Annotated in this window: 7 protein-coding genes; 6 read left to right on the top strand and 1 reads right to left on the bottom strand. The window is 70.6% G+C overall.

Annotated elements, in window-relative coordinates:
* Positions 1 to 31 precede the first annotated feature (31 nt).
* On the top strand, positions 32 to 1318 hold the full coding sequence (locus VHA73_16595; protein HVX19643.1) for an ABC transporter substrate-binding protein: 1287 nt from the start codon (positions 32 to 34) through the stop codon (positions 1316 to 1318).
* 3 nt (positions 1319 to 1321) lie between these two features.
* Here the strand turns inward: VHA73_16595 and VHA73_16590 are convergent, their stop codons facing one another.
* Positions 1322 to 2089 carry a HEAT repeat domain-containing protein gene (locus VHA73_16590; protein ID HVX19642.1) on the bottom strand — a complete coding sequence of 256 codons (768 nt, stop codon included), beginning with the start codon at positions 2087 to 2089 and terminating at the stop codon, positions 1322 to 1324.
* Positions 2090 to 2234: 145 nt separating this feature from the next.
* On the opposite strand from VHA73_16590, the gene VHA73_16585 reads away from it, so the two are divergent.
* From VHA73_16585 to VHA73_16565, 5 genes are all read left to right on the top strand, one after another.
* Entirely contained in the window at positions 2235 to 3248 is a 1014-nt protein-coding gene (locus tag VHA73_16585) for a PDZ domain-containing protein (GenBank protein HVX19641.1), read from the top strand.
* Positions 3249 to 3254: 6 nt separating this feature from the next.
* On the top strand, positions 3255 to 5939 hold the full coding sequence (locus tag VHA73_16580; protein HVX19640.1) for an ATP-binding protein: 2685 nt from the start codon (positions 3255 to 3257) through the stop codon (positions 5937 to 5939).
* 121 nt (positions 5940 to 6060) lie between these two features.
* Complete coding sequence (locus VHA73_16575) at positions 6061 to 7368, top strand: hypothetical protein (protein HVX19639.1); 1308 nt, start codon at positions 6061 to 6063, stop codon at positions 7366 to 7368.
* Positions 7369 to 7460: 92 nt separating this feature from the next.
* On the top strand, positions 7461 to 10037 hold the full coding sequence (locus tag VHA73_16570; GenBank protein HVX19638.1) for a DivIVA domain-containing protein: 2577 nt from the start codon (positions 7461 to 7463) through the stop codon (positions 10035 to 10037).
* Positions 10038 to 10047: 10 nt separating this feature from the next.
* Entirely contained in the window at positions 10048 to 13095 is a 3048-nt protein-coding gene (locus tag VHA73_16565) for a UPF0182 family protein (protein ID HVX19637.1), read from the top strand.
* The last annotated feature ends 27 nt before the right edge of the window (positions 13096 to 13122 follow it).

Genomic DNA, 13122 nt, shown 5'->3' with positions numbered 1-13122 from the left:
GAAACCTGCAACACCGACACGAGGAGGACAAATGTTCCGACACAAGACCGTTCGCCTGCTGGCTGCGGCGCTCACCCTGGCAGTCGTGGCCGGTGCGTGCGGTGGTCGCTCCAGCAAGGACAAGTCGAGTGGTGGCGGCAAGAAGGGCGCGCCTGCGGTCACCGCCGGGTTCGACGGCACCACGATCAAAGTCGGCGTGCTGACGCCGCTCACCGGCGCGGCTGCGGTGATCGGCAACCCGCTCACCAACGGCAACCAGGTGTTCCTCGAGCAGCTCAACGCCAGCGGCGGCATCGACGGCAAGTACAAGGTCGAAGCCGTGGTGAAGGACAGCAAGTACACGACGCAGGACACGGTCACGCAGTACAACGCCACCAAGAACGACGTCGTCATGTACATGCAGATCCTCGGCACGCCACCCACGCAGGCCGTGCTGCCGCAGCTGAAGAAGGACAACATCGTGGCCGGCGTCGCCACGCTCGACGCGCCGTGGTACGAGGAGAAGAACCTGCTGCCGATCCTGGCGCCGTACCAGGTGCAGACGGCGAACGGGTTCGACTACTACGTCAACAAGATGGACGGCAAGGGCAAGAAGCTCTGCACGATCACGTCGGACGACCCCTACGGTCAGGCCGGCCTGCAAGGCGCCAAGTTCGCGGTCGACAAGCTCGGCACGAAGCTGACCGACAGCGAGACCTTCACCGCCGGTGCCACCGACCTCACCGCGCAGGTCGACGGGCTGAAGAGCAAGGGCTGTGAGATGGTGTGGATCACCTCGCTGCCCTCGGACCTCCCGACCATCCTCGGGCGTGCGGCCCAGACGAACTACGCACCGCAGTGGTTCGGTCAGTCGCCCACGTGGGTCTCGGTGCTGTTGCAGACCGGGCTCAAGGACTACATGGAGCAGCACTTCATCCTCGCCAGCGAGGGCGTGGCATGGGACAGCAACGTCGCCGGCATGAAAGAGCTGCGCGCCGCGCTCCAGAAGTACTCGCCGTCGCAGAAGCCCGACATCTACTTCGTGTACGGCTACATGGAGGCGCACGCCGTCACGCAGCTGCTGGCCAAGGCAGTCGAGTTGGGTGACCTGTCGCGCGACGGGATCATGAAGGCCATGGCCGACATCGGCAAGCTCGACTTCGGCGGACTCGTGTCGTCGGAGGCGTACGGCTTGCCGGCCGACCGCGTGCCCCAGCGCGAGACGTCGTTCTTCAAGCCGACCGCCTCGACGCTCAACACGAACGGTGGTCTGACGCCGCTCGGGCCCGACGCCATCAACTACACGAGCACGATCGGGAAAGAGGTCCCGCTCAAGTAGTCGTCACTCGAGGTCTTCCGCGGCCTGGCGCACCTGCCAGTCGCGGTCGTCGCGGGCCGCGCGCAGCGCGGCCCGCACCTCGGGCCCATCGAAGGGGGCCAAGGCGAGGACGGCTCGCCTTCGCACGGCCGGCTTGTCGCGGCACGCGACGAGGATCGCCGGCAGGCCGGCTTCGTCGCCGATCGCGCCGAGCGCGGCCACGGCGGCCTCTCGGACCAGCGCGTTGTCGTGGGTCGTCGCCAGCTCTGCGAGGCGTTCGACCGTCCCCGCCTCGGGGGGCTGGCACTCGCCGCAAGCCCAAGCGGCCGTCTCGACGACCGACGGGTCGCCATCGTCGAGCAATGCCAGGAGCGACCACTCTGGAGGCGGGCCCGCCGCGGTCGCGGCGGCCGCATGGAGGGCCCGCCGCCGTACCACGGGCGCAGGGTCGTGCAAGGCGGCGGCCAGCTCCGCTGGCTCCAGGGCGCCGATCCGGGCCAGGGCACCCACGGCCGCGCTGCGGACACGCGGGTCCGAGTCGGCGAGGAACGGGCGCGCGGTCGCGGCGTCGCCGCGGTGGCCCGCTTCGGAGGCTGCCCGGCGGCGGGCGCGCGTGGCGTCGTCAGCGTGGAGATCGGGAACCGGGAAGCGCTCGCGTGGACCGATGCCCGCACGGTAGTTGCGCCGCGCCCGCGGTCCCTCGCCCGCGTGGGAGACCTGCCCGAGTGCGGCTCGCGTGGCAGGCTGATGCGGCTCACCGGAACGCTCCGGAGGGCGCGCCGTCGTGATCACTGAACCCACGCCCTCTGACGAGCCCGGGGCATCTCCCGAGGCAGCCCGCGACTTCGGCCCAGCCGCGGTCGCACGACCCGCCGCGCCACATCCGGGACGGCCTCGTCGGCGGTGGTCCAGGGTCTGGTGGGTCGTGTGGCCGCTGATGCTGGTGGTGGTCGCGACGGGCTTCGTGGTCGGGTTCGAACGCTTCCCGTACACGGTCCTCGCGCCTGGCTCGGCGACGGCCGGCGAGCCGCTGGTCAAGATCACCGGCCACCCGAGCTACCACCACCGAGGCGCGCTGCTGTTCGTCACCGTCAACGTGCGCGATCGGGTGAGCGGTGCCGAAGCCGTGTACGGCTGGCTGCGCGGCGACCAAGCGGTCTTCCCCAGCAACGACGTGGTCGGCACGCACACCCCAGAGGAGGACTTCCGCACCGGTGTCCTCGAGATGCGCGTCTCGAAGCAGGCAGCGGTCGTGTTGGCCATGCGCCATCTCGGATTGCACGTGGGTGAGACCGACCGCGGCGCGTTGGTCACCGACATCGTCCACGGCTCGCCCGCCGACGGCCACATCGGCATCGGCGACACGATCGTCGGCATCGACGGCAGAACCGTCACGACCTCCGACGCCCTGCGATTGTTGCTCGCCGCCCACCATCCTGGCGACACCGTGCACCTCGCCGTGCGGCGGTTCCGCCAGAGCACCGCGGTCGCGGTGCCGCTCGGCACTGCGCAGGACGTCACCGTGAAGCTGGCGTCGTTCCCCGCCGATGGCGGCCAGCCAGCTCAACCCAACCGAGCGTTCCTCGGCATCACCCCCGTCACCGATGCGGCGTTCACGTTGCCGTTCCCGGTGGACATCGACACCGGGCCGGTCGGCGGCCCTTCGGCCGGCCTGGCGTTCACCCTGACGTTGATCGACCGGCTGTCGCCCGCCGGGATCCTGCACGGCCACAAGGTCGCGGCGACGGGTACCATCGACCTCGAGGGAAGGGTGGGGCCGGTGGGTGGGGTGCCGCAAAAGACGATCGCCGTCCGGCGCTCGGGGGCCGACATCTTCTTGGTGCCGAGCGCGGAGTACGCGCAGGCCAGAGCCGAGGCTGGGTCGATGCGGGTCGTGAAGGTCGACACGCTCGACCAGGCGCTGAAGATCATCGAGCAACTCGGGGGCTGAGCGGTGGTGGACTCGGTCTCCCAGCTGCGCTTCGCCGCCGAGTTCGCGGTCTTCCTCACCTCGTTCGCGGGCTTGATCCTCTGCTTGCGGCCCAACGCCATCGCACGGGTTGCATCCGATCGTGTCCTGCTCGGCACCGGCCTGTTCGCGGAAGGTGCCGCAGCCTTCCTCTACGGCTCGTTCCTCGTCACAGGTTTCAACCAGCCCGCCCTGGTGGGGCTGCGGATCGCGGGCCTGGTCATGTTGGCGTTGGCCACCGTGGTGTGGACCGTCGATTGGCCGGCGCGGGCGCTGCTCGGCGGCGTGGTGCTGTGGCTGGCCTGCGGGCTGGGGCTCGGGCTCACCGGCGCGGGCCGGGCCGGCGACGTGTGCCGGCTCGTCGCGGGCGCGCTGCTCGGCATCGCGCTGATCCAGGCCGGGCGCCACTCGATCCCTGCTCGCATCGGCACGATCGCCGGAGGTCTGCTCCTCGCCGTCGTGTTGGCGGTGTCGGTGTCGCTGTCGATCGTGATCAACCGCAACGTCGTCGACAGCGCGTTCGCCCGCTACGAGAGCCGAGCGTCCGCCGAAGCCGCCAACGCCCGGCAGTCGTCGGCTGACCAGCTCACGTTCGCCAAGATCGTCGCCGGCTCCCTGGCGGGCGACCCCGGCGCCTCGACGCAGCTGCGCACGTGGATCGACGGCTCGGGCACTGCCGAGGCCCGAGCGGTGATCCAGGCCGACCTCACGACGCTGCGCAGCGCGATCGACAGTCACGACCCCATGTTGTTCGTGAGCTCGAGCCGGCTCGAGGTCGCCGTCGGACCGAAGTTGGACACCTCGACCTTGCTCGCGCTGGCGGGAAGCGACGTCGTCACCGAGGCCGTCGGCGCCAACGCGGGTGCCCGCCAGTCGGTCACCGTCGTGTCGCACGACCTGTACGCGCTGGCCGCGTATCCGATCTACCTCCCGGGCACGCCCCAGCAGCCAGCAGGCGCCATCGTCATCGCCCACCCACTCGACGACGTGTTCTTGAAAGTGCGGGCGGAGATCGCCGGCGAGGACTTGTCGCTGGCGCTGGCAGATCACACTCGAGTCCTCGCCCGCGCGGGGCAGCAGCCGCCGACTGCGGTGATGGTGTCGGTGGCCCGCGCCGCGTTGGAGCGCGGCGCAGGGGTGTCCCGGACTGCCGACGGCCGGTTCGTCGTCACGCAGCCGATCTTCGGGACCGATGGGTCGCCGCGCGCCGCGCTGGTGCTGTCCGCACCGACGTCCGCGATCGACCAGACCCGGCGCGACTTGTTCCGCTCGCTGTTCCTGGTGGCCATGGGCGCCGCGCTGGTGGCGCTCGTCTTGGCGGTGTTCGCCGGTGAGCGGATCGGCGGTGGCCTGCGTCGCTTGACCGCCGCCACGACCCGCCTTCGCGCCGGCGAGCTCGGCGCCCGGAGCGGGTTCACCAGCCCCGACGAGCTCGGCGTCCTGGCAGAGGCGTTCGACTCGATGGCCGGGTCGCTCGAGAAGATGACCGGCGATCTGCGGCGCTCGGCCGACGATGAAGCGCGCCTCCGTGCGCGGCTCGAAGCGGTGGTGTCCGGGATGGGCGAGGCGTTGCTCGCCGTCGACCGCGACGGCATCGTCACCGAATGCAACCCGGCCGCGACTCACTTGCTCGGTTGGGCGCGCGACGACGCGATCGGCCGTCCGCTCGACGTGGTGGTACCGGTGATCGAGGGGATCCGGCCGGTGCTCGACGATGGGGAGCGGGTGCGGATCGGGGAGAGCATCGTTCGCACGTCCACCGGTGTCGACGTGCCCGTCGCGGTGTCCGTCGGTCACCTCGACGACGTCGACGGCGGGTCGGTCGGCTCGGTGGTGGTGCTGCGCGACCTCCGCCGGGAGCGCGAGATCGAGCAGCTCAAGACGGAGTTCTTGTCGAACATCAGTCACGAGCTGCGCACGCCGTTGACGCCGATCAAGGGCTACGCGCACATTCTCGCCACCCGCGACCTGCAACAGGAGCAGACCACCAAGTTCGCCACGGAGATCACCGGTGGCGTCGCGCAGCTCGAGCGGGTGATCGGTCAGCTGGTGGCGTTCGCAACCGCGGCCGCTGGTCGACTCGACCTGGCGCCCGAGCCGGTGCGGGCCGCCGACCTGGTCGGCGGCGCCGTGACGCGGTGGCGCTCGCGGGCCACCACCCACCGCCTCACGCGACGTGTCGCCCGAGCCACGCCGCCGTTGATGGTCGACCCGGTGGCCATGGGCCAAGTCCTCGACGAGCTGCTCGACAACGCGGTGAAGTACTCACCCGATGGCGGCGCGATCGTGGTGACCACCCGCAAAGTCGATCCCGATGACCACGGCGATGGCATCCGCCTGAGCTCGAACGGCGTCGCCACGGGAACCGACACCTCGGCCTGGGCGGCGCCGGACGCCGCGTCGCACTTCGTGCGGATCTCGGTCGCCGACCAGGGCATCGGCATCAGCCCGGATCGGATGGAGGAGCTCACCACCGAGTTCTTCCAGGGCGACGGGTCGGCCACCCGGTCCTTTTCGGGCTTGGGCCTCGGCCTGGCGCTCGTCGATCGGATTGTGCGTGCGCACGGCGGGTGGGTGGAGTGCTCGTCGGCGCCGGGTGCCGGTTCGACGTTCTCGGTCGTGGTGCCCGACGCCTCGGGTGACGCTGGCCGGAGCCGCTCCCGTCGCTCGTAGATCCGCCGCGGGCCGCCCGTCCGGACCACCACCATCGGCCATCCGCCCAGGTCGACGACATGAACCACACATATCGGACACCCCTTCCGGCGGACACGGTCCAACCATTACGATCTGGCAGGTGAGGCGGGGTGTGCTGCTGGTGCTCGCTCCGGTCTTCGTCGTCGCGCTGGTGGTCGTCGCATTGGTCGTTCGGCCCGGGCAGAGCGCGCTGAAGTCGGGCGAGGCAGAAGTCGAGGTCGATGGCACGGCCGTCGTGACGACGGCCGACGGCCGTTCTCGCCCTGTCACCGATCGCATCCGCATGCACGCGGGTGACACCTTGAAGATGCAGTCGGGCACGGCTTCGATCACCACCCGCGACGCGGTGTTCCAAGCCATGGCCGGCAGCGGCAAGCCCGGCCCCACCCGCCTGCTCATGGGCACCACGCCGGAGTTGCTGGGCGGCGAGCTGCTGGCCACCAGCGAGCACCGCACGCAGATCGACTCGGCCGGCTCGTCGGTGACGGTGGGCAAAGCTGACCAAGGGGGCGCGGTGCGCCTCACCCGCACGTTGGCGCTGCGGGTCTCCGTCTACCAGGGCTCGGCCACGTTGGAGTCCGCGGGGAGCAGCCTGCAGATCCCCGCGCTGCGCGCGGCGGAGGTGGCGGCGCTCGGCCAGTTGCCCGCCAACCCGTCGCCGCTGCGCTTCCGCTCGACCGACCGGTGGGACCGGGCGTACTTGAGCCCGGCGATCACCGTCGACCAGCAGCTCGACCCGCTCACGCTCGCGTTCAACCAGAGCAGCACGGGCCAGATCACCGCCGCGTCGCTGCACTTGTCCGATCTGCCATCGACGCACGTCGTGAACACGCTGCTCGATCGCGCACGGGAGGTCGACGACACGCTCAGCCGCCCCGCCGACGCGATCGTCGGCGCGGCCGTCACGTCACTCGCCCAGAAGGGCACGTTCGAACACCGCTGGAATGCGGTGTTCCGGTTCCATTCGCAAGGCGCCACGTGGGGGCTGGTCGCGATGGACCAGCACGTCAGCGCCGACTCGTTGCTCGACCGGGTTCGCGGAGCCATCGACCAGTCGCCGCTCCGCATCGGCGGCCCCACGGTCGCGGCTGCGCAACCCACCGCGCCGGTGATCGGCGGGCCTGGAGCCGGCGCTCCGTCGGGCACCACCATTCCTGCCGACGGCTCGGGCGCAACCGGCTCGGGCTCCGGGACCCCGGGCACCACGGTGACATCTCCGTCGCTGCCGGCGCTCCAAGTCCCCCAGCCGACCACGCCCCTGTTGCCGTCGCCGCTGCCACAGCTCCCGCCGGTCACGGTGCCGCCGCAGGTCACCAGCCCGCTGCAGGGCCTGGTCGACACGACCACGCAGCTGTTGTCGGGCCTGCTCAACGGCGTGGCCGGCAAGGGCGGGCTACTGGGCGGCTGATCCGCCATGCCTGCCTGGCGATCCCGCACCGGGGGGTCCGGCGGGCGCCACCGTCCCCGAATCGCCGGCGTGGTGGCCGTAGCATCGGGATGATGTCGGCGTCGACTGATCCGTCCGTCCCGGCGCGGCCCGCTCCCATCGACCCGCGCAGTTTCGCCGAGCGCGCGTTCGCGACCTCACGCCGTGGGTTCGAGCCCGACGAGGTTCGTGCCCACCTCCGCATCGCTGCCGATCACATCAGCGCGTTGCAAGACCACGTCGCCGAGCTGGAGTCGCGGCTTCGTGCCGCGCAGACGCCGTCGCCGGCCTCGCCGCCCCGCGAGCTCGACGTGCAGCAAGTGGCGACGCTGGTGGGCGAGGAGACCGCTCGCGTCCTCGAGACCGCCCGTGAGGCCGCGGCGGAGATCAAGGCGAAGGCCGAGGAGAACGCCACCCGACTGCTGCGCGACGCGCACGAGGAGGCCACCCAGAGCAAGGCGTCGGCCGACGAGTACGCGGCCCGGCTGCGGCGCGAGTCGGAAGAGGAAGCCACCGCCACCCGCTCGAACGCCGACCGGTATGCGGCCGAGCTCCGGCGCGCCACCGACGCCGAGGTCGAGGAGATGCGGGCGCGGGCCGCAGCCGAGGTCGACGAGGTCCGACGCGGCACCGAGGCCCACATGGCCGAGCTGCGAACCGAGGCCGACGATCACGTGGCGCGCGTCCGTGCCGAGGCCGACGACTACGCCACCTCCACTCGCGGTGCCGCCGACGACGAGCTGCTGCGCTTGCGTGAGGAGGGCCAAGCGGAGGCCGACCGGCTGCGTGCCGAAGCCGACGCGGCGGCGCTCGCCGTGCGCGACGAAGCGGAGCAGGTCCTGCACCTTCGCAGCGAGGAGGCCAACGCCGAAGCGAGCCGCATCGTGGGCGATGCGCACGCCGAGCGGGAGCGCATCCAAGCGTCGGCCGAAGGCGTCCTCGACCGTGCCCGCGAGGAAGCCGATCGTCTGTTGCGCGAGGCGGAGGCGGCCCGCGAGCGCGTGCTGCACGACTTGTCGCGCCGGCGCAAGCAGGCCAAGGCCCACTTGGAGCAGCTCGAGGCCGCCCGCGCCCGATTGTTGAGCGCATACGAGGTGGTGCGCACCACCGTCGACGACGCCACCCACGAGTTGCACGCCGTCCTCCCAGAGGCCCGCGCCGCGGCCAGCGACGCGCTCAACCGGGCGATGGCGGAGCCCGAAGAGCCCGTTGCGCACCTGGAAGCCGAGTTGCGCACCGCTCGCGACCTCGAGCTCCCGCTGGTACAGGAAGGCCCGCCGTCGCCCGACGACGCGGCAGGTCCGCCAGCTGCCGGCGCCGGGCCCTGGGCGGCTCCCGATCACGTGGGCGACGCGGTTCCAACTGGGCCGGGTGAAGCGCCCGAGGCGGAGGGGGACCGTCACCACGCCCCCGCCGACGACGCCGCGGACCCAGGCGGCGAGCCCGCGGACGCAGGCGGCGAGCCCGCGGACGCAGGCGATGGCGAGGGCGAGGGCGAGGGGCACGACCGACGCCGTGGGCTGTTCGGCCGCCGTCGACGTGAGCCGCTGCACGCCGAGCCGGGGGTGATCTTGTCGTCGGCCGATGCGTCGCCCGTCGGGTCCGCCCCGGGTCCGGAGGCGCCGGCGCCCGATCCCGCGACGCGGGTGGTCGACGTCGCCGGGTCGGCGTCGACCGTCGTGGCCGAGGCGGCAGCCCCCGCGGCGGTTCGAGGAGGCGCGGAGCCGTCGGCGCCACCGGGCAACCCGGCCATCGGTGACCTCTTCGCCCGCATCCGCGCCTCGCAGGACGACGATGCGTCCGACGAGGCTGAGGGGGAGGCCGCCGCCCGCACCCCCGCGGCGGTCGCCGGTGCCCCCGCTGCGGCCCCTGTCGAGCCTCATGAGGCCGGCGGCGAGGAACCTTCGGACCAGGAAGGGGCCGAGGGCGACGACGCCGACGAAGAAGGCGAGCCCGACCCCGCGCCGGTGGCGTGGCGCAAACGCCGCGACGCCTCGCTGGCCGGCTTCGAGAAGCGACTCGCCCGCCGCCTCAAGCGCACGTTGGCCGACGAGGAGAGTGAGCTGCTCGACCAGCTCCGCACGGTGAAGGGCCGTCCCAAACCGGACAAGGTCCTGCCGCCGCACGACGACGTCCTTCACAAGTACACCGATGCGGCCACCCCGCTGTTGCGTGAGGCCGCGGCGGAAGGCGCCGCGAACGTGGCCGACATCGGCGCGGGCGACCCGCCTGCGGGCCGATCGGCCACCGACATCTCGGCGTTGGCGGGTGAGTTGGCATCCGAGCTCGTGGAGCTGCTGCGACCCCGCGTGGAGCGCGTGATCGACGACGCGGCCGGCGGCGACGACCCGATCGACGAGCTCGAGCTCGCCGATCAGGTGCGCGCTTGTTACCGCGAGTGGCGGACCCAGCGGCTCGGCGACCTCGTCCGCCACTCGGTGCTCGCCGCGTTCACCCGCGGGCTGTACGACTCGGTGCCCGGCGGGGTCGAGCTCACGTGGGTCATCGACGACACGGCGCACCCGTGCCCCGATTGCGCCGACAACGTGCTGGCGGGTGGGGTGACCCGCGGTGATCCGTTCCCCACGGAGCACGTCTGCCCGCCGGCGCACCCGGGCTGTCGCTGCTTCGTGTTCGTGGACCCCCAGTAGAGTCGCCTCCATGCGACCGACTCCGGATCAGCCCCGTCGGCCGCGCGGGCGGCCACGGCTGATGGGTCGGGGGCGGGCCCTCGCGGTCGGCATCGTCGTGGTGCTGATCGTGTTGATCATCTCGCTGCGCGGGGTGGCGCACTTCTACACCGACTACCTGTGGTTCCGTTCGCTGCACCTCACGGGAGTCTGGAGCGGGGTGCTCGGGGCCAAGCTCGCGCTGGCGGCCATCTTCATGGTCCTGTTCTTCGGGCTGATGTTCGCCAACTTGCTCATCGCGGACCGGATCGCGCCGGCGTTCATCCCCGATCCCGAAGAGGAGCTCGTCCAGCGCTACCGCGACCTGGTCGGTCACCGCACCGGTCTGGTGCGGGTGGTGGTGTCGGCGGTGTTCGCGGTGGTGGCGGGTGCGGGCGTGTCGTCGCAGTGGAACGACTGGATCCTGTTCACGCACGCCCGCAGCTTCGGCGTGAAGGACGCCACCTTCCACACCGACGTCGGCTTCTACGTGTTTCGGTTGCCGTTCCTCACGTTCCTCGGCAGCTGGCTGTTCGCCGCGTTCATCATCATCTTGATCGTCACGGCGGTGGCCCACTACGTGAACGGCGGCATCCGCGTGCGGTCGCCGCGGCCCGAGGTCGGCCCGCAGGTCAAGGCGCACTTGTCGGTGTTGCTCGGCGTGCTGGCGCTGGTGAAGGGCTACCAGTACTGGTTGCAGCGCTACCAGCTCACGTTCTCGCACCGCGGCACGGTCAACGGCGCGCTGTACACCGACACCAACGTCGAGCTGAAGTCGATCTACCTGCTGATCCTCATCGCGGCGTTCGCACTGGTGTTGTTCATCGTGAACATCTGGCGGCGTGGCTGGGTGCTGCCGGTGATCGCGGTGGGCTTGTGGGCGCTGGTCGCGGTGCTGGCGGGCGCGGTGGTGCCGTGGTTCGTGCAGCGCTTCCGGGTGCAGCCGTCGGAGTCGTCGACCGAGCGGCCCTACATCGAGCACAACATCAAGGCCACCCGCCACGCGCTGGGCTTGGACAAGATCCAGATCAAGCCGTTCGGCGGCTCCGCGCAGCTGACGCCCGGCGACCTCACGAAGAACACGACCACGGTCCGCAACATCCGCCTGTGGGACCCGACGGTGATGCAGACCGTGTACTCCAAGTTGCAGGCGCAGCGGCCGTACTACGAGATCAACGACGTCGACGTCGACCGCTACGACCTCAACGGCGAGCTCACCCAGGTGCTGCTGTCGAACCGCGACCTCGACACGAGCGGCGTGCCGCAGCGGTCGTGGGAGGCCACCCACCTGGCGTACACGCACGGGTACGGCACCGTGATGGCGCCGGCCAACGCGTCGGACCAGGGCCGTCCGGACTTCACGTTGTTCGACATCCCGACCTCGTCGACCAAGGGCGCGCCCGACATCAAGCAGCCCGACATCTACTTCGGCGAGGGCCAGTCGGGCTACGTGATGGTCAACACCGGCCGCACCGAGGTCGACTACACCGACAAGAACAACCGAACCCACACCACCAAGTACGTCGGCAAGGACGGCATCAAGGTGGGTGCCGGTCTGAGCGGTCTGGTGAACCGGGCGGCGTTCGCGCTGCGCTTTGGCGACATCAACCCGCTGATCTCGTCGAACGTGCGGTCGTCGTCGAAGATCTTGATCAACCGCGACGTGGAGCAGCGCCTGCACGCGGTGGCCCCGTTCCTGTCATGGGACCACGACCCGTACGTGGTCACCTTGAAGAACGGTCGGGTCGTGTACATCGTCGACGGCTACACGACCACCCGGCACTATCCCAACGCGCAGACCGTCGACACCTCCGACATCCCCTCGGGCAGCGGCCTCGACCACGACTTCAACTACGTGCGGAACCCGGTGAAGGCCGTGGTCGACGCGTACGACGGCACCGTCAAGTTGTACGTGGTCGACAAGACCGACCCGATCATCGATGCGTACCGCTCGGCGTTCCCGAAGCTGTTCGTCGACGGCTCGAAGGCGTCGGCCGACCTGCGCAGCCACTTCCGGTACCCCGAGGAGCTGTTCCGGGCGCAGTCCACGATGTACGGCCGCTACCACCTCACCAACCCCGACGACTTCTACAACAAGAACGACGCGTGGACGTTGGCGCTCGACCCCAACGTGGGCACCAGCGGTCGCAACGCCGAGGTCGCCCCGACCGCCAGCGGTGCACAGCCCAAGTCCACAGACCGGATGGACCCCTACTACCTGTTGATGCGCCTCCCCGACCAGAGCTCGGCCAGCTTCTTGATGCTGCGGCCGTTCGAGCCGGTGGCGAGCGGCGCCAACACCCGCCAGCAGCTCACCGGGTTCATGGCTGCCCAGAGCGACCCGTCCGACTACGGGCGCGTGACCGTGTACCAGACGCCGTCGAGCAACTTGCCGGACGGTCCGCGTCTCATCGCTGACCAGATGACATCGGACCCGGTCGTGTCGCGGGTGCAGACCCTGTTGTGCCAGCAGGGGGCGAACTGTGTGTACGGCTCCACCTTCCTCGTGCCGATCGACAACTCGTTGCTGTACGTCCGCGCGCTGTATGTGGCCGCGGAGAACAACGGCTTGCCGCAGCTCAAGCGCGTGATCGTGGCCACGCAGCACGGCGACGCCACTGACGTCGCCATCGACCCCACCTTGTACGGCGCGCTCAGCCGCCTGCTGTGCCCCGGCAGCCACTTGAGCGAGACGGAGAACGCGCCCAACTGCGGCCTGCCGTCCACACGGGAGACGGCGGTGCAGGCGAGCACTCCAGCTACGCCGACCACTCCGGCCACGCCCACCACACCGTCGTTGCCCGGCGCGCTCAGCGCATCCGACGCGGCCAAGGCCAAGAACCTGATCGCCCAGCTCGACGCCGCGCTTGCCGACGGCCGCGCCGCCTACGGCCGTGGCGACTACGCGACTTGGGCGCAGGACCAGTCGAAGGTCGACGACTACACCCAGCAGCTCCAGAGCTTGTTCAGCTCATCGTCGGGGTCGGCCTCGACCACCACGACCACGACGCCTCGGACCACCACCACCTTGAAGGGGTGAGGTCGGGACTTCGGTCCGAAGTGCTGG

The sequence above is a fragment of the Acidimicrobiales bacterium genome, from assembly GCA_035547835.1.
Lineage (GTDB): Bacteria > Actinomycetota > Acidimicrobiia > Acidimicrobiales > Iamiaceae > DASZTW01.
The sequence above is the reverse complement of the archived record's forward strand: the minus strand, read 5'-3'. Positions and strand labels throughout refer to the sequence as shown.

Excerpts from the sequence above, each read along its gene's own strand:
- VHA73_16595 (HVX19643.1), top strand. The coding sequence starts at position 32 with ATGTTCCGACACAAGACCGTTCGCCTGCTGGCTGCGGCGCTCACCCTG.
- VHA73_16585 (HVX19641.1), top strand. The coding sequence starts at position 2,235 with ATGCTGGTGGTGGTCGCGACGGGCTTCGTGGTCGGGTTCGAACGCTTC.
- VHA73_16570 (HVX19638.1), top strand. The coding sequence starts at position 7,461 with ATGTCGGCGTCGACTGATCCGTCCGTCCCGGCGCGGCCCGCTCCCATC.
- VHA73_16565 (HVX19637.1), top strand. The coding sequence starts at position 10,048 with ATGCGACCGACTCCGGATCAGCCCCGTCGGCCGCGCGGGCGGCCACGG.